The sequence below is a fragment of the Wolbachia endosymbiont (group B) of Longitarsus flavicornis genome, assembly GCF_964028135.1.
Lineage (GTDB): Bacteria > Pseudomonadota > Alphaproteobacteria > Rickettsiales > Anaplasmataceae > Wolbachia.
This window is the reverse complement of the sequence record NZ_OZ034758.1, coordinates 499,700-518,415: the sequence shown is the minus strand read 5'-3', so window position 1 is coordinate 518,415 and position 18,716 is coordinate 499,700. Positions and strand designations below refer to the sequence as shown.

Here is an 18,716-nt window from a genome sequence, read left to right as displayed (position 1 = left end):
TCAACCTATAAAAGGTTGAGGGTACATCGGATAAATCCGACAAAAAATAATTTAGCTTAATACTGCTGTCTTTATTTCTACTTTAGAAATATTTTAATCTCCAACTATTCAAACAACTCTAAGAATATTATTATGTGATATAATCACTATGTCAATATGTTTTTGCAAATCAAAAGCATTAATGTATAAATATATAACTATTTGGAATATTACCATGAAAAAATACATCTTTCTGCTTGCACTCGCGCCAATGTTAGTTGGCATCACATTATACTTATTGCGCAACATTGATAACACAAAACAATCTATAACTGCAGGTGACAAGTTTTACGAAATATTATTCTTAAAAAAAGATAATAAGTCACTGCTAGAAGAAATAGATTCAAATTGGGAGTATTTAGCAAATTTTGAACGCGCATTCAATCATATCTCAGATTCAATGCCAATAGACACAGCATCTATTATTTATAATGATTTGGCAGACGATAAAGATGCTCCTGATGTTTTGCGTGAGTTAGCACAATACTTAGAAGTAATGAGCTTACTTCACTCCAGCGGTGAAAAAACAAATAGAGATAAAATTAGTAATTTAGAATCAAATGCAGTGTACCCTTATTCAAGCCAAGAAGCTATCGCTATAGTAAAGATACACAGTAACGACATTAAAGGTGCAATTGAAATATTGCATTCATTATTAAATGATAGAGAATGTCCGACTCTAATCAAGGCCAATGCACAAGAATTACTTCGGATATACGAAAACTAAAAAACTTGCTTGCATAACAATTTGGCAGCGCATCTGATGAAATAAAGAACTTTACTTGACAAACCTCCCTATTTTATTATGGCACTAAAAGTATTTATGACTCAAAATTTGTTTTTGACCTGCAGAATCAATCACAAAATCCAGTAAAAACTTAGGTGTTTATTGGTAGATTACGTAAAATTATAGCGGTTTTTTAATTTTTTCTATACTCAGCCAAGTCACGCTTGTTAGAACATCATTACAGCACCACTTACAGTAATATAGAGTCAAAACTTTACTACTCAGAGGTTCTTTTACCTTTTTTATTTAGTAAGACTTCTCTATATTTATAGTTAATATATCAAAGAATAAACTTCACTCGCAGAATGTCATTCTAGCACTAAAATGACAAAAAGAGGATAAAATCGCAATAGCTATGTATCAAGCACCGTTGTATTTTCTCTATATTTTAGATTACTTTGTTTACCCCCCTCCCTTTACCATTCAGCTACGCAGATAGTTACTACAAACCGTAAAGATGTTTAAAAGAAATCTAATTTTTTATCAACTCATACATTTCATTACCAACTTCACAATAAGGTTCTGCAGTTGGATAAAAATAATCAAAAAAGAAATAATCCTTTAGTATTTCTGTGCTGCATCCAGAATTATAGTAAGTATCAAGCCTTCCTTTAAATATCAACAAGAGTATCTTTATACTTTTTCCAAATCACCCTCCCCCAAACTGGTCTACGATGTTTGATAGGTATGCATCTCGATCATTTAACCCTTTGCTCTTATATTTACCAAGCATACTTTTCATTTTAGAATTAAGATCGAATGCTTTTATTTCAAGATCTGCACCTTTCTTCATATAATCTAAATCATTAGCTAATTTTGTATTGAAACTCTGTGTAAGCTTTGCAGCCAGCTCTCTTGCTTTTCGTCTTTATTAAATCTAGTATCAAACCAACCTCAGTCACATTTGCAACAATCACATGCTTTACACCATATTCATTTAGAACCAAATGCATTACATATTTCACTAACCCCTTTATTTCAATACTTTTTCTGCTTTAACATTGTTATAAGCAGTGGCACCCATAATATTATTTCCTCGATTATAATGAAAAATAAAATCTCCTTTACCTACGTCTGGATGATGTTTAATTACTGCGTTTAGCTGATTAACTAAACGAAATTTATTGAGGAAATAAGAAAAAATAGGGTTAAGAATTTCAGATGCTGTTGCATATAAAATCGCATAGTTATGACCTTACTGTTCATAGTATCGATCAAAAAATGAGCATCTCCATGATGACTTAAATTCTTCTAAACCTAAATACCTTGCTACATATTCAACAACAGTAAGGCCATTGCTAAAAATCCTCCTTAATAAAAAGGGGCATTAAGTTTCACGTTTCTTACAAAGGATAAGTTATTAAAATTTCAATAATTACACCATTATCAGATAAACTATCACCCAGAACACAAAAATTTTTACACTTTGAATTAGAGTTATTCTTTTCATTTGCCATAACATTCAATATCTAATCATACTGCTCTATGAAGCCTATAAAAAAAGAAAAATAGGGTAAAATTATAGAACTTTGGCTGAATTTTACCTATTTTTTGAGCAGCCCTTCTGCCTTAAAAGAAACCTCTAAGTTTTTTAGCACGGCTTGGATGTTTCAACTTACGTAGTGCTTTTGCCTCTATTTGCCTAATTCTTTCACGTGTAACATTAAAAATTTTTCCTACTTCTTCTAAGGTATGCTCCTTTCCATCTTTACCAAGGCCAAAGCGCATCCTTAGAATTCTTTCTTCTTTTGGTGTTAAAGTTGCAAGAACATTGGTCGTAATGCCACGCAAGTCGGCAAGTATTGCAGCATCCTCTGGTTTAGAAACTCGCTTATCTTCTATACAATCACCGAAGGTACTACTATCATCCTTTCCTGTTGGAGCTTCAAGACTTACTGGATCTCTTGCTATTTTCATAACTTTACGTATTCTTTCTATCGGCATTGCCAATTCTATACTTAATTCCTCTAATGTTGGCTCTCTACCCATTCCATGAGTCATCTTTCTTAATGCTTTATTGATTTTACTGATAATTTCCACCATATGAACTGGTATTCTAACTACTTTAGACTGTTCAGGTATTGCCCTAGTTATTGATTGTTTTACCCACCAAGTACCATAAGTCGAAAATTTATATCCACGTTTGTAATCAAACTTATCTACAGCCTTCATAAGACCAATATTGCCTTCTTGTATCAAGTCAAGTAGATCAAGTCCTCTTTTTGAATACTTTTTAGCAATTGAAACCACTAGCCTTAAATTAGCCTTTATCATCTCTTGCTTTGCTTCAGAGACTTCTCGTTCGTGTTTTTGTATTCTCTTGATTAGCTCCTTAAACTCTTGTACTTTATCTCCTTGTACATAACTCTTAATATTTCTTAAGGCACTAGCTATATATTCATAGTTATCGTTTATAAACCTTAAGAATTTATTTTTTAATTCACCTGTAAAAAGGGACTGCTTTTCATTCTTCTTTAAAAGACTGATTTCGCTCAATTCGTGCTCTAAAAGCACAGCACAATAAATATTATAGAAACTTTCTCTATCAATATCGTACTTTCTAGCCTCAGTAATAAGATTAGCTTCTTCAAACGTGATTAGTCTATTTATTTCGTAAAGTTTTTGTGTAATTCTGGCAATAGCAGCATCACTAAACTGAATTTGTAATGCTACAGACCATATTTGATTATATAAATTTTCTAGCTCATTAGAGAAATCTTTAGAATTTTTTTTCAATACCAATGCTTCATTTGTTAAAGTAATGATCTCATCCAATGCTGTGATAACCTTTGGCAATAAATCACTTTCCATTTCAAGAACAGAAATGTTTAAATTCGCTGAACTTATATCTTCACTCTCATTTCCCTTTTCATCGTTGCCTTTTTCCTCATCATCAACATAATCTTTAACATCTTCAGCTTCACTTTCTTCTTTGGCTACCATATTGAAATCAGAGTTATAAATTGCATCTAGATTTATCATTTCTCTCAGCAAAAAAGTTCCCCCACTTAAATCATCACGCCATGTTTTGATCATGTTGAATGCCACTGATGTTTCAATTATTGCACGTAACATGTTATGCTTTTCAGATTCAATTTTTTTTGCTATCTTAATTTCATCTGCTCGTGACAAAAGCTTTACAGAGCTCATATCTTGTAAATAAATCCTTACTGGATCATCATTTTGCACTAAAGTTGTAGTAGTATTCAACGATGTCTCATCATCAAGCTTATTACCATCATCATTAGAAGGAGCTTCTTCCTCATCTTCACTACTTTCGAGTATGTTAATTCCAGAGTCTTGCAATAAAGCTATAGTATCATCTATAAAATCAGGTGGAAAACTTTCATCTGACAACTTATCATTTATATCATCAAAAGTGATAAAACCGCCCTTTCTTATACTTTTGGTTACAAGATCTTTGATGATCTTTTTCCTATCTTCCGTACCATTAATAGTTGACATCATTACCTTTACAGTTTATAATTTTATTTCTTATTTATCAAATAAACTTACAATTAGCAAGCTTATAGTTTTATTCTTAATTTATAGTTACTTGCTACTTCATATAGTTTAAGATACTGTCAATTTATTCACACTCTTCTTAATTAACTAATCTCTCCATTCTTACTACTATGGACAATCCAACTGAAAATGTTGCAATTCCAACCACTATAGCAGTAAGCATTAAGACGTGAGGTATAGGATTGGTATATAAGTGAAAATTTGAAGTCAATATAGGAGGTAAAGAACTTTTTACATACCCTAAAGATATGTAAAACAACAAAACAGATGCTTGTAAGACACTTAATCCCATCATTTTTTTGATTAAGTTTTTATCATTTACAATGATATAGAAACCTAGCACCATCAATATAGTAATGCCTACATAATTATATAGAGTCATTGTTTTTTCTTGCGAGCAAAATTTATATATATGATTAACATGGAAGAAGAGACGGTAAGCAATACACCCAGCTCCACTAAGAAAATACCCAATTTTTGACCTGTTCTACCATCAGCTGACAATATACTATAGGATAAAAAATTTTGGCCAAATAAAACTGTTATAATACCAGCTCCTCCATAGGTTAAAATACCTAGTACGTTAGTAAATTTGATAATAGAGTAAGGTATTGCTTTTAAAGTTGTAGGTACATCAAATAACATAGAATATAATATTATCCCAGAAGCAATAATTATTCCCGCCTGAAAACCTCCACCTGGAGTATAGTCACCATGAAACTGTATGTATAAACCAAACAAAATGATAAAAGGTATCATCAAAAATGTTACTGCACTTAATACCGGATCTTTAATCACTTTCTTTCTCTTCTAATATTAACATTATACAAAGTGCAGCAGTAAAAACTACTATAGTTTCTCCAAATGTGTCATAGCCACGAAAGCTTGCTAAAACAGCTGTCACTATATTAGGAATACCAATAGCTTTTTCAGTATTTTCTACATAATAAGGAGCAACGTGCAAGTGAACTGGAGCATTATGACTGCCAAAATCTGGTAATTGAATCATAAAGTATGATAAACATGCAGTCAAAAATAACATAAAAAAAAGTGTTGTGGGGCTATGAGATAAATTTGCTTTGTAATTCTTTACCAAAGAGAGTGCTGCAAACGTAAAGACTGTGCTCAATCCTGCACCAACAGAAGCTTCAGTAATTGCAACATCTGGCGCATTCATAATCAAGTACATAAGTGCAATAAGTGCACTAAATACACACATTAGAACAGCACTTACAACCAAATGTTTCGAAAGAACTATAAAAACTGTAACCGTGAGTAACAGCAAAAGTAATATTAGATTCAGTATTTCTAGCATCTTAACCTTCTTTAATAGTCTTTACTTTTATAATAAGTACGCGCTAAAATATAACTGTTAGTTGAATTGGCTATCCATATTATAAAAATCAATAATATAACTTTAATAGTATTGATTGAAAATTCATTTTGCCAAGCAAAACCAATCAACAACAACATTGCGCCACTAGAATCTGCAATACCTGCAGCATGTAGTCTAGTATAGAAATCAGGAAATACTACTACTCCTACGCTTGAAATGACTATTAAACAAACACCTAAAAATATGAGAATGGATGCTACCATAAATTATCAAAACAACATTAATCTCATTAGCGCTATAGTTGATATAAAGCTGATGCTAGCATATAGTAATGCTATATCAATTAAAAAAAAATCATTCAGAATAATCGATATTGCTGTTATGAGTAAAACTACTTGTGTTGATAAACTATTGAATGCTAAAATCTTATTGTACACATCACTTGACCTAAATACTATACAACATAACATTACACTCATACAGAACAAAAGCGCATAGATAGCAATACTAATCATTTATAAGCTATTATAACCTCTGCAGATTTCTAAATCGGTACTTCTTCACCACTATCTTGATCATCTATTTCATCATCGTGGCTTTCTTGACTTACATCCAGACTTGTGTTAAGTTGATGATCAGAAAAATTTAACAAATTTGCTAGCTTACTTGGACTATTAATATAAGTATTATCTGTGTTTCCTTTCATGTGCTCCTTGCACCTTTTCACCAAAAGGTTAAACAATTCATGAGTATTCACCTTCTTTTCTGCTATTTCATATAAAGAAACTATCGTATCCTTATGATCTTTAAACTTAACCATTTCAACGGGATCGCTTGCCCCTGTACTCAAATCATGCGTTCTTTGACTTGCTAGCAGAACCAATTTAAAACGGTTGTGTACCTGTTCTACACACTTTTCTACAATAGACTCAATCATAAAATACTACCTTGATAAACTTTATACTATATCACAAAAAATAAGATGTCAACTTCGGATCTATTGAGATCCAATTCTACATTCTACTTTTTCTTCTTTAGCTTTTACTGATTGATTTTCTGTTATTGTAATTGTTATTTCATGATCAAGCTTTTTCAAAAAACCTAACAGTCTCTCTAAAGAAAAACCACTTGTCTTACCACTTTTAATTTGTGACACCTTTGGTTGATCAATACCAAGTTTCTCAGCCGCACAAGCTTGAGTCCAAGTATTTTTTCCTATAATTTTACTTATTATGCTCAGCAATTTTTTTTTTATTGCTTCACTATCCAGATTGTTTAATGATATTGTTTCCATAATTTTTACTCTCACATACCAACTAGCTTTATTAAATATTATATTATAATATTAATATTATATAATTTGTCAATAACTATAATGATATACTGATACTCAAAATTTTAAATTGACTATAATTTTTATCAAAATACTAGTAATTTCAAACTATTATTTTGTAAAAAACTTACTATTAAAGAGAATAAGTTGAAATTGCAAAGTTTAAAATACAGAAATAATCATTTTACAAACTCGTTTTAGAGACTGTACATGATCTCAAGAAAGGAATAAAGCAGGAGATAGAGTATGTAAATTATGAAAACAGAGCAAGATGAGTAGGAGAAAAACTGAGTAGAGTTCTGTAGAAAGAAACAAAATCAAGAAGATTTAGGATATATTTTACATAGTGTTACAGGTCCTAAAAAGTGGCTTCAGTGAATCAACAATGTTTTCAAAATGGCAAGATTATTTTAATAAATGAAGTAAAAAACATAGCGGAAGTAAAGAAAGTGTTTTGAAACATATATAAAAAAGTAATTGCAAAGAAACAAATAAAAGGATGTAACTGTAGAAATCTTTGCCGTATTGTCAAAAGGTAAGTCTCTAATACTCTTATAGAAAAGTGTAGACAATTGTGATAAGCAAAATTCAATACTAGCTTACAAATCGTCTTCTTGCTTCCACCGCTTTGCTTCTAAAAAGATTATGAATAGACCCTTATATCCGAAATTTATACCTCTATATTTTAATATAGGGATTCATTTCAATTTTTAAAGTTTCTATTTAATAAGAATGCTATATCATATTCGTAATTTAATTTAAATATCTGTTGCTTCTGAAATACTATTTGGTTAGTAAATAAAATCATGTCTAATACAGAAAAAATGAAAAAGGATGTTGCTGTAATTATGGGAAGCGAGTCGGATTATGGCACTATGGTGCATGCTATTAACCTATTAAAAGAATTGGAAATTTCACATGATGTATTTATAATATCCGCACACAGAACACCAGAGAGACTCTTTAATTTTACTAAGTCTGCTCAAGAAAAAGGCTTTAAGGTTATTATAGCTGGTGCAGGAGGAGCGGCTCATTTACCTGGTATGACTGCATCGCTTACTTATTTACCTGTTATCGGTATTCCTGTGCATAGCAAGCAATTAAATGGGCTAGATAGTCTATTATCTATAGTGCAAATGCCAAAAGGTGTTCCAGTTGCAACAATGTCTATAGGAGAGAGTGGAGCATGCAATGCCGCTATTACTGCTGCATCTATATTGTCGATTTCTAATAGTGAAATTGCAGATAGATTAAAAAAATGGAGAGAGGGGCAAACTAAAGCAGTAAAAGAAAAACCAACATTATAATGGCAATAGTTCTTTTAGATACAAAAACCATAAATCGTATAGCAGCAGGAGAGGTAATAGAAAGGCCTGCAAGTGTGGTAAAGGAATTAGTGGAAAATGCAATAGATGCCAGAAGCTCAGAGATAGAAATTAAGATAGAAAGTGGTGGGCGTAACCTCATTACTGTAATCGATGATGGTAGCGGAGTAAAAAAGGATGATTTAGAACTTGCGTTTATGCGCCATGCTACTTCAAAATTGAGTGACAGTGAATTGATAGAGATCAAGCATCTTGGCTTTAGAGGAGAAGCTTTGCCTTCAATTGCAGCAGTAAGCAGAATAAAATTATCATCTAAGGCAAGCAAAGCAGATCAAGCATGGTCTATAAGGTATGAGGGGGGAGAAAAAATAGGAGAGCTTGTTCCTTATCCTTTATCGATAGGAACATATATTGAAGTACGAGATTTATTTTTTGCCACACCAAATAGACTAAAATTTCTCAAAACCGAAAGGGCAGAAACACAAAGCATTGTTGATATTGTAAACAACTTAGCAATGATCAATTATGGAATTGAGTTTACTCTTATCTCCGATAATAAGAAGCTTCTTAAGTATGCTAAGCAGACCTCATTATTTAGCAGGCTATGCGAAGTAGAAGAAGAATTTCATGAAAACTCTTTGCAAATTAGTGAAGAAGAAGATGGCATTAGACTTACAGGATACATCTGTAAACCTACTGTCAATCGTAGCAATTCAACTCAGATCTATACATTTGTTAATGGTAGACCAATTAAAGATAATCTACTTATTGGTGCAATTCGTTATGCGTATCACGACCTTATTCCAAGCAATAGATATCCTTTTGCAGCGCTGCACTTAGAGATACCGTATGATCAAGTTGATGTAAATGTGCATCCAAATAAATCAGAGGTAAGGTTTCAGAACAAGAGGCTAATATATGAAATAGTGAGAAGAGGGCTAATAAAAGTGCTATCAAAGAGAATAGATCTTGCAGAAACTGTATTGGCCCAGAATGGAACAACAACGAATCATCTATCATCAGATCCTTTTAGTAGGTCTAGTCTTAAAAATGAATTTTATGGAAGAAGGTCGGATCCTTTTGAAAACCAGTTAATGAGAGAATTTACTTCTCCAAATATAGAGATAAAAAGCTTATCAGAACATTCAAAATCGTTTGATTATACTGGTATGCAAAAATCTCCTCCACGAGCAGAAACTACAATTTTGGAAAGGAAACAAACCGATCTAATAAGGGACTATCCACTTGGGTTTGCACACTGTCAAATCTACAATACTTATATTATTGCCGAGGTAAGAGACAAACTAATTATAGTAGATCAGCATGCAGCCCATGAAAGACTAGTATACGAGTGCTTAAAGGAGAAATCAAGTATAAAAAGACAAAAACTTCTTTTGCCTGAAATGGTTGAAATCAAAAGTCAAGCCGGTATGGAAATGATAGAAGTTTATAAGGATAAGCTTTTCGAAATGGGCTTTGATATCGAAATTAAATCAGAAAATGCGATCATAGTAAAAGAAATACCTGCAATCTTAGGGTCAATAGATGTGAAGAAAATGCTAATTGATATAGTGGATAGATTAATAGAAATAGAAGATACTCTACCTATAGAGGATAAAATAAATAAAATACTAGCTACAATTGCTTGTCATGGATCAATTAGAGCAGGTAGAAAGATGAAATTAGAGGAGATGAATGAGTTGTTGAGGCAAATAGAAAAAACACCATATTCTGGACAATGCAATCACGGAAGACCAACCTATATAGAAATGAAATTAAGCGATATTGAAAAGTTATTTGAGCGAAGGTAAGAAATTGTCACAAATGTGTATAGATTATACAACCCTAGTTTCGTCATCTCAAAACTCAGATACACAATTGTTCGAACATTGCAATTTGCAGGTAATTTGTATAGTGGATAATGTCATTCTATTACTTGACGATGATTTATTATGCAGCTACTTGATTAAAATTAAGTTTCCTAAATCCCAGGCATTGTCTTTTATGTTAATAATTAATATACAACTAAAGATACTTATCAAAAACGACAATAAAGAATTCAAAAAAAGCCAGAAATTCTGTAGAATTGACCATATCATATAGAGAAAAAGGAAGTGTATGATCACATCCTTCACTCCGATCATTAATCTGCAAACAAAATAGTTTTGCATTTTTTGATAAGATTAAGTAATATCAGCGTATTAGTTATACAATTAATAATTTTTATGGATGAGCGTAATCCTTGGAATCTTGGAAAGAAACCGTCAGGTTCAAGTAATGAAGATATTTTAAGTAAAGCTGTGTCTGATATAAGATGCTTTTTTAATGGCTTAACCAGAAATAGAGGGAAAAAACCTTATTTCATCATTTTTATTGTTTTGTTGTTTTATCTTTGTACTGGTTTCTATATTGTCCATCCGAGTGAGGAAGGTATAGAACTTACTTTTGGCAAATATTCCAATACAGAAACATCTGGTTTGCGTTATCACTTTCCCTACCCTATTGGTAAGGTTTTTAAAGTAAATGTTAAAGAAGTAAATCGTGAAGAAATTGGGATAAGCAGCTCTTATGGGCGAGATACAGATCGTGGTGAAGGAGTGATGCTTACCGGAGATGAGAACATAGTCAACGTTAACTTTGAGGTCCAATGGAGAGTCAGGGATGCTAAAGATTATTTATTCAAAGTGCGGGATTATAAACCTGGTTTTAGCGTTAAAAATGCTGCTGAAAGTGCTATGAGAGAAATAATAGGTAAGAATACGATCTCTTTTGCACTCGAAGGTCAAGGCAGAGCTGAAATTTCCAGAGATACTATAATTTTATTGCAACAGATTCTTGATGGATATCAAATGGGTATAGAGATTTTATCCGTTCAAATGAAAAAAATTGATCCACCAGAAAAGGTGATTAGCTCATTTAGGGATGTACAAAGTGCTCGCGCAGATAAGGAGCGTACCATAAACGAAGCATACGCTTACAGTAATGATATTATACCTCGTGCAAAAGGTGAAGCAATAAAGATAAAATTAGATGCAGAAGCATACGAGAATGAAATAATAAATGAAGCAAAAGGTAATGCAAATCGCTTTTTATCTCTTTACGAAGAATATAGACAAAATCCTTCTCTTGTTAAGAATCGTATTTATCTTGAAACTATGGAAAATATTTTCAGCAAGGTAGATAAGTTTGTTATAACAGACGATCTGAAAGGTATGTTCTCTTATTTACCTCTTACAAATTTAGGAAAATAGCCATGAGTAGTAATATAAAAATTGTTTTTGCTTTTATATTTGTTGTATTATTGATTGCCTTATCTAATTCAATCTTCGTTGTTCAAGAAACAAAACAAGCAATAGTTATACAACTCGGTAAAGTCGTAAAAGATGTTAGGGACAGTGGTTTATATTTTAAATTGCCATTTATAAATAACGTAGAATTTCTTGATAAGAGAATTTTAGATTTAAGTCCTGATAAAACTCCAAGGGAAGTGATAACTGCAGATCAAAAGCGTATTATAGTAGATGCTTATGCAAAATATAAAATAATAGATCCTATCACTTTTTATCAAACTGTGAAAAATGAATCAGGGCTAGTTAGAAGATTATATCCTGTCATAGAAGCTCACATAAGGGAGAATATAGGAAGATTTTCATTAATTAGTTTGTTGAATGAAAAGAGATCAGAAGTTATGCAATTAATTCAACGTGGAGTTTATTCTGAAGCTGGAAAATTTGGCATAGAAATAATAGATGTAAGAATTAAGAGAGCAGATCTACCAGAAGAAAATAGTTCTGCAATATTCCGCCGCATGCAAACTGAAAGAGAAAAGGAAGCAAAAGAAATTAGAGCAGAAGGAGAACAAGCTGGACAAGAAATTAGATCAAAAGCTGATAAATTAAAAAGGGGAATTGTCTCTAGTGCAGTAAAAGAATCACATGAAATAAGAGGCCGTGGTTATGCTGAAGCAACTAGAATCTATAATGAGGCATTCAAGGTTGATGAAGAGTTTTTTAACTTTTATCGCTCTATGAAAGCTTATAGTAAATCATTTGCTAAGGATAATACTAAATTTGTGCTTTCACCAAATAATAATTTCTTAGATATTTTGAACAAGGGATGGAAATAGTTTATGAAAAGTAAAGCATTTATTTTATCTATATTTGCATATTTTTTAATTTCATTTTCTTCATATGCTAATCTGTTTGCAAAAACAGTTGCAGATCCTGTATGTAGTTGTAATAAAGGGCTTGCTGATATAGTGGAAGAACTTATTCCCGCAGTTGTAAATATTTCAAGTGAGCAAATAGTTAAGCAAGAAAATAACAGTAGAACTAAAATTCCCTTTACGCCAAGAAATAATTTCTTTGATGACTTTAGAGAATTTTTCGAGCATTTTGATCAATTTTTCGATAGAGCTCCTAGCATTAATAGAGAAGTGACGTTACTTGGGTCTGGATTTATTATAGATAAAAGTGGAACCATAGTAACCAACTATCACGTTATTAAAAATGCCCAAGATATTACAGTTACTATGAACGATAATACTTATTTCAAAGCAGAAGTTTTAGGCTATGATGCAAAAACTGATCTTGCTGTGCTTAAGATTAATTCTGATAAAGATCTTCCTTTTGTTGAATTTGGTAATTCTGATAAAGCAAGAGTTGGTGATACAGTTATTGCAATAGGCAACCCTTTTGGTTTGGGTGGCTCTGTAAGTACAGGAATTGTGTCTGCAAGATCTAGAGACATTAGTATTGGTACTATGAATGAATTTATTCAAACTGATGCTGCAATTAATAGAGGTAACTCAGGGGGACCACTATTTCATCTAAATGGAAAAGTTATAGGTATTAATACTGCTATTTATTCCCCATCTGAGTCTGGCGGTAACGTGGGTATAGGCTTTGCTATACCATCTAATCTAGCTATTTCAATTATTGACACATTAAAAAGTGGTAAAAAAATAAAACATGGTTGGCTTGGCGTGCAAGTTCAGCCTATAACAAAAGAATTTGCTGAATCCTTGAGTTTAAAAGATATCAAAGGTGCATTAGTTGCAAGCGTAGTAAAGGGCAGTCCTGCAGAGAAAGGAGGAATCAAAGTAGGTGATATACTATTAGAGTTTGACGGCAAAAAAATTGATAGAATGACGCAATTACCTCATATGGTTTCACGAACTGAGCCCGGAAAGAAAGTACAGGTTAAGTTACTTAGAAAAGGTAAAGAAGTCAATATCAAGGTTGCAATCGAGGAATCTACAAATGATGATTCAGGTAATAATCAAGAAGAAAATAAATCAACATCTAGTTATATAAGTGGTTTAACCGTTTCAAATTTGCCAAAAGAACTAAAAAACAATGCACCCACAAAGGGTGTAGTAGTTACTAGTGTAGATAGTAGTAGTAATTCTACACTACGTGTTATTAAGAAAAGTGATATAATTATCCAACTAGATGGAATCGATATTGAAAATACTAATGATTTTCAAAAACAAATTGATTCAGCAGTAAAAAAAGACGGCAAAGATTCAGTAATGCTGCTTATTTACCGCAACGGCAATCAATTTTTCACCTCAATCAAATTGAAGAAGTAGCTATTTATCTAGCTGGTCATGAAAAAATTGCTTGACAAATTTAACTAGCTTCTTTATCCTGAGGGTAAGGGTGTTTCTGTAGATTAATAAAATTTATCCCTATACTGAAAACGTTTCCAACGAGATTATGGAAGAACTAGATTTCAGTATCAAGCACTGGAACATCATCATCTATAAGATGAAAGAGCTGTAGTGGTAAGAAACTGGATGATATAAAGGCTTTTTATAATCAGTTTAAAAAGGATAACTTTCTTTCACAAATTAATTTATAACTAAATTAGTATAAAGCATAATCATATTTACTTATCATCATTATTAATCAATAATTAATACCCATAAATTAATTATATCTAATCGCAAAGGGAGGTGGAGATGCGTTTTAAACTAGAAAAAGAAGATATTCCACAAAACGATTGTAATAATAGAATTGGTCGTAGGATACCTGCACAAATAAGATTAAATAACAAAACAACATTTAGCCTGCCTAGTGTATCTTACATTATTCAGGATGACGCTACTGGTCAGCGTTTTGAAATTTGGGATTTGAAGCATGACGTGGCAAGTATACTAAACGACTTATCTGAATGGCCACAATTAAAGCTAGAAAGGGTAGGAAATGATTACAAATTCGCTTTAGTTACTACCTCTGATCAACCTTATTATTATTACTATGATGGCAAAAATACTATGATAGATACTATTGATCGTATACCTCATGGTTACACAGATGGTTTCTATGTTAACGCATATAATCGTGAAAACTGTAGTATTTATTATGAACTGCTAGAAAACAGGAAGGTTTTAATAGATCCAAAAGACATAATTAGTAGCGAAAATATCAGTCTTATTTTGGAAGATCTTAAAAGTTCACCTGATAAAAGACTCAAAATAAAAATAGGAGACTATTTGTTTAAAGAATCAAGAAATATGTACAAAGGATATAGGAGCGCTCAGGTATATAATTTAACTGGTGGAAAAGTTGGCATATTGAATAATATCCTTTCAGCATTTACTCGTATAGACAATATATTCCAGCTATTCCCTTTTCATGAAATGGAGAGCTTGAAAGCACAAGATACCTATTTCGCAGTAAAAAAGTTAGGCAATAGTTATGTTGGTTGCATATCGTATGAAAATAGCACATGCAAAAATTTTTATAATTTTAACCCTAATTTTTTTGGGTATGAGAACGACAATAGACCAGGTCCATATCCTTATTATTATAACTTAGAAAATTTTGATAACTTTTTGGAGGTTGATGTGAATATTCAAGAACATATAAATTTAGAAACAGAAATTGAACTTTTAAAACGCAGAATAGACAGATTAGAACGTACTGGTGTACAAGGTCCTAAAGGTGAGCCAGGTGAAAGGGGACAAAAAGGTGATAGAGGCTTCTATGGAGAGCCTGGTCCTCAAGGTATACAAGGTCCTCCAGGACAAAAGGGCGAACTAGGTTATACCGGTGCACCCGGTGAACCGGGGTTCCACGGTAAACAAGGTTCCAGAGGTGATAAGGGTGACCGAGGTTTTCCTGGTCCTCAAGGTAACAAGGGGATACTGGATCGTCAGGTGCGCATGGATCAAAAGGCGATAAAGGACCTAAAGGAGAAAAAGGAAATCAAGGCACTAATGGAATAACTCCAAGTATTAATCAAGTTGTTACCGAATTTTCTTCTAACAGAGCCCATCTATATCCTTTAGCAGCAGCTATAATGGAAGAAGATAAGCGTAATTCCATGGGATTTTCAGAAAGAATAGCACATTTTTTTGGTGAGCGTGTAAAGCGAGAAGATTCTTTAAAAGCGTTAGTTAAAGGCGTACAAGGTCCTCCAGGCCAAAAGGGCGAACCAGGTCGTAACGGTGAACGGGGGTTAAAGGGCGAACAAGGTTCCAGAGGTAATAAGGGTGACCGAGGTTTTCCTGGTCCTCAAGGTAACAAGGGGGATACTGGATCGTCAGGTGCGCATGGATCAAAAGGCGATAAAGGAGACGCTGGATTGCCAGGTCCTCAAGGTAAACCGGGAGCAACTGGTGTAGGTCAGATAGGTAAAAAAGGTCGTGACGGCGAAAAAGGTGAGACTGGCGCACAAGGTATACCTGGTTCTAAAGGTGATAAAGGCGTACAAGGTCCTCCAGGCCAAAAGGGCGAACTAGGTCTAAAGGGCAACCAAGGTTTCAAAGGTGGTAAGGGTGAACGAGGTTTTCCTGGTCCTCAAGGTAACAAAGGAGATACTGGAGCGTCAGGTGCGCATGGATCAAAAGGCGATAAAGGAGACGCTGGATTGCCAGGTCCTCAAAGTAAACCGGGAGCAACTGGTGTAGGTCAGATAGGTAAAAAAGGTCGTGACGGCAAAAAAGGTGAGACTGGCGCACAAGGTATACCTGGTTCTAAAGGTGATAAAGGCGTACAAGGTCCTCCAGGCCAAAAGGGCGAACCAGGCCGAAATGGTCAAAAAGGTGAGCTAGGTCCTCAAGGTAACAAAGGAGATACTGGAGCGTCAGGTGCACCTGGACCAAAAGGTGATCAAGGTCCTCCAGGCACACAAGGACAAAAAGGTGATATCGGTCCTAAAGGAGAGCCAGGCATAAAAGGTGAGCCAGGTATAAATGGAACAAAGGGAGATATTGGTCCTAAAGGATTAGATGGAGCCATGGGAATAAAAGGTGATATGGGTGAGAAAGGAGAGATAGGTTCTAAAGGTGACAAAGGAGATACTGGGTCTAAAGGTAATAAAGGTAGAGATGCAAGTCCTGAAGAAGTTGCACAAAAATTAATTAATAATGGCACTATTGCTAATCAGGTGCTTGAATATCGTGACCAAGGCGGAGATTTAGTATTAGAGAAGCAAGTTGCAGGAAGAATTATTAGTAATCAAGATATTCAAACAGGAATAGCCATTGCATTAGCTGATAACAGAATGGAAGAGCTAGCAGATGTGTTACTAAGTGATGCTAATCATACATTAGTAGAAAACCTTGCAAATAATACCGAGCTCACACAAAGCATTGCAGAAGAACTAAGGAAAAATCCAGGAGAAGTCCAAGGTCCAAAGGGAGAAAAAGGAGATATTGGTCCTAAAGGATTAGATGGAGCCATGGGAATAAAAGGTGATATGGGTGAGAAAGGAGAGATAGGTTCTAAAGGTGACAAAGGAGAACCAGGTGCGAATGGGTTGCAAGGTCCAGAAGGTACTAAAGGATCAGATGGGTTGCCAGGTTCAAAAGGAGAGCCAGGTCTGAGGGGCTTCAATGGTACGCAAGGTCTTACAGGTAACAAGGGTGAGCCGGGTATAGACGGATTAAAAGGAGATATTGGTCCTCAAGGCATAAAAGGTGAGCCAGGTATAAATGGAACAAAGGGAGATATAGGTCCTAAAGGATTAGACGGAGCTATGGGAATAAAAGGTGATATGGGTGAGAAAGGAGAGATCGGAGCTCCAGGTGCAAATGGATTGCAAGGTCCAGAAGGTCCTAAGGGAGAGCCAGGTCTGAGGGGCTTCAATGGTACACAAGGTCTTACAGGTAACAAGGGTGAGCCCGGTATAGACGGATTAAAAGGAGATATTGGTCCTAAAGGCATAAAAGGTGAGCCAGGTATAGATGGAACAAAGGGAGATATTGGTCCTAAAGGATTAGACGGAGCCATGGGAATAAAAGGTGATATGGGTGAGAAAGGAGAGATAGGTTCTAAAGGTGACAAAGGAGAACCAGGTGCGAATGGGTTGCAAGGACCTAAGGGAGAGATAGGTTTGCAAGGACCTAAAGGTCAAGTTGGTAGATCTGGTCTTAAGGGTATGCCAGGTCCACAAGGTCCAAAAGGAGATACCGGAGCTCCAGGTGCGAATGGATTGCCAGGTTCCAAGGGAGAAGATGGAATAGGTGCTGACGTAGCTAATCAATTTTTACGTGAAATAAAAAAAGCAAAAAATGAAACTCTGGATGCTAAAAAAGCAGCAGAGATAGCTAAAAATGCTTCAGAAGGTTTTGCCAAAGGAGCTAAAGACGCTGAACATAATGTTAAAAGACTACATGACAAAACAGTGAATCTTACAGCACAAGCTAAAACTTTTAAAGAAGAGGCTGACAGTTTTGCTGATAAAGCATTTAGATCAGAAAACAATGCTAAAGTACTTCATGATAGAGTGCAAAATATATTTTGTAAGGCAGAACCCACAGATCAAATGTGTCCTAAATCTAGAAATATAGGAAAGAGGGAAATAAAAGAATTAAATAATCTACCAATAACAAATGGAGCAAGCAGGCCAACTTCATTTATATCGCAAGTAATAAATTTCTTTTATCCTTCTGTACGCCAAGGTGAGTATAAAGCAAAGAGTAAAATACAGGAGCTCAATCAAGCAGTAAAAACAATAAATGCAGCAGATATTATAGCAAAATTTGAAGAGGTGTTAGGAGAAACAGCTTTAAAATGCGGCATCGCAAAGAAAAGTCTAAATTTTGATCCAGTGAAACTACAGTTAATTATTGTAAGTAAATCATTATCTAATGATGAAAATCGTAACGAGCTGTTGAAGTTTTTACACTCAACGGCGAAAGAAGCTTGCCCACATTGTAGGCAAATTAAGAGTTTTTTAGTCAAATTTAGAGATGGTATGGAAAGAGGGTTAATAAACAACGAGCAGCAAAGGGATATCATTAATACTGAAAAAATAGTAGCAGATAGTGAGCAGCCAAGAAGTTTTATGAGTGATGTCCTTTCTCTAAACAGCTCCAGTGCCATTAATCAGAAAGTTGTTGGTTATTTAAGGTAATAG

General features: G+C 34.0%; 16 protein-coding genes and 1 pseudogene. 7 read left to right on the top strand and 10 right to left on the bottom strand.

What is annotated here, in order from left to right:
* The first annotated feature begins 148 nt into the window (after positions 1-148).
* Entirely contained in the window at positions 149-766 is a 618-nt protein-coding gene (locus ABWU45_RS02490; protein WP_353278875.1) for a hypothetical protein, read from the top strand.
* Between the two features lie 709 nt (positions 767-1,475).
* Here the strand turns inward: ABWU45_RS02490 and ABWU45_RS02485 are convergent.
* The 10 genes from ABWU45_RS02485 to ABWU45_RS02440 all read right to left on the bottom strand — a co-directional run bounded on the left by ABWU45_RS02485 (position 1,476) and on the right by ABWU45_RS02440 (position 6,981).
* Positions 1,476-1,619 carry a hypothetical protein gene (locus tag ABWU45_RS02485; RefSeq protein ID WP_029237693.1) on the bottom strand — a complete coding sequence of 48 codons (144 nt, stop codon included), beginning with the start codon at positions 1,617-1,619 and terminating at the stop codon, positions 1,476-1,478.
* Positions 1,620-1,632: 13 nt separating this feature from the next.
* On the bottom strand, positions 1,633-1,779 hold the full coding sequence (locus tag ABWU45_RS02480) for a GDSL family lipase (RefSeq protein WP_341810917.1): 147 nt from the start codon (positions 1,777-1,779) through the stop codon (positions 1,633-1,635).
* A 616-nt stretch (positions 1,780-2,395) separates the two neighbouring features.
* Positions 2,396-4,291 (bottom strand): RNA polymerase sigma factor RpoD, encoded by a 1,896-nt coding sequence (gene rpoD, locus ABWU45_RS02475; protein ID WP_353278873.1) that lies wholly within the window; start codon positions 4,289-4,291, stop codon positions 2,396-2,398.
* A gap of 139 nt (positions 4,292-4,430) precedes the next feature.
* A complete protein-coding gene (locus ABWU45_RS02470; protein WP_353278871.1) occupies positions 4,431-4,733 on the bottom strand; it encodes a cation:proton antiporter subunit C in 303 nt (100 codons plus the stop codon).
* Positions 4,730-5,149, bottom strand: coding sequence for a Na(+)/H(+) antiporter subunit B (locus ABWU45_RS02465; RefSeq protein ID WP_264682594.1), 420 nt, complete (start codon positions 5,147-5,149; stop codon positions 4,730-4,732). Before ABWU45_RS02465 ends, ABWU45_RS02470 begins: the two co-directional genes overlap by 4 nt.
* Positions 5,142-5,666: a DUF4040 domain-containing protein gene (locus tag ABWU45_RS02460; RefSeq protein ID WP_213863894.1), complete on the bottom strand. Its 525-nt coding sequence runs from the start codon at positions 5,664-5,666 to the stop codon at positions 5,142-5,144. Before ABWU45_RS02460 ends, ABWU45_RS02465 begins: the two co-directional genes overlap by 8 nt.
* An 11-nt stretch (positions 5,667-5,677) precedes the next feature.
* Complete coding sequence (gene mnhG / locus ABWU45_RS02455; RefSeq protein ID WP_012481981.1) at positions 5,678-5,950, bottom strand: monovalent cation/H(+) antiporter subunit G; 273 nt, start codon at positions 5,948-5,950, stop codon at positions 5,678-5,680.
* A gap of 6 nt (positions 5,951-5,956) precedes the next feature.
* Positions 5,957-6,202, bottom strand: coding sequence for a monovalent cation/H+ antiporter complex subunit F (locus tag ABWU45_RS02450; RefSeq protein WP_319606842.1), 246 nt, complete (start codon positions 6,200-6,202; stop codon positions 5,957-5,959).
* Between the two features lie 29 nt (positions 6,203-6,231).
* Positions 6,232-6,624, bottom strand: coding sequence for a DNA-directed RNA polymerase subunit omega (gene rpoZ / locus ABWU45_RS02445; protein WP_264682592.1), 393 nt, complete (start codon positions 6,622-6,624; stop codon positions 6,232-6,234).
* A 60-nt stretch (positions 6,625-6,684) separates the two neighbouring features.
* A complete protein-coding gene (locus ABWU45_RS02440; RefSeq protein WP_064085421.1) occupies positions 6,685-6,981 on the bottom strand; it encodes a helix-turn-helix domain-containing protein in 297 nt (98 codons plus the stop codon).
* A gap of 845 nt (positions 6,982-7,826) precedes the next feature.
* Between ABWU45_RS02440 and purE the strand changes: the two genes are divergently transcribed.
* The 6 genes and pseudogenes from purE to ABWU45_RS02405 form a co-directional block, all read left to right on the top strand.
* Positions 7,827-8,327, top strand: a complete 501-nt coding sequence (purE, locus tag ABWU45_RS02435; RefSeq protein ID WP_007302433.1) for a 5-(carboxyamino)imidazole ribonucleotide mutase — start codon at positions 7,827-7,829, stop codon at positions 8,325-8,327.
* A complete protein-coding gene (mutL, locus tag ABWU45_RS02430; protein WP_353278868.1) occupies positions 8,327-10,156 on the top strand; it encodes a DNA mismatch repair endonuclease MutL in 1,830 nt (609 codons plus the stop codon). Before purE ends, mutL begins: the two co-directional genes overlap by 1 nt.
* Positions 10,157-10,570: 414 nt before the next feature.
* Positions 10,571-11,596 (top strand): FtsH protease activity modulator HflK, encoded by a 1,026-nt coding sequence (gene hflK, locus ABWU45_RS02425; RefSeq protein WP_264375971.1) that lies wholly within the window; start codon positions 10,571-10,573, stop codon positions 11,594-11,596.
* Between the two features lie 2 nt (positions 11,597-11,598).
* On the top strand, positions 11,599-12,471 hold the full coding sequence (gene hflC / locus ABWU45_RS02420) for a protease modulator HflC (RefSeq protein WP_264374549.1): 873 nt from the start codon (positions 11,599-11,601) through the stop codon (positions 12,469-12,471).
* A 3-nt stretch (positions 12,472-12,474) separates the two neighbouring features.
* Entirely contained in the window at positions 12,475-13,938 is a 1,464-nt protein-coding gene (locus ABWU45_RS02415; RefSeq protein ID WP_353278867.1) for a DegQ family serine endoprotease, read from the top strand.
* 372 nt (positions 13,939-14,310) lie between these two features.
* Positions 14,311-18,713: pseudogene (locus ABWU45_RS02405) on the top strand (hypothetical protein); the annotation flags it as partial.
* Positions 18,714-18,716 lie beyond the last annotated feature (3 nt).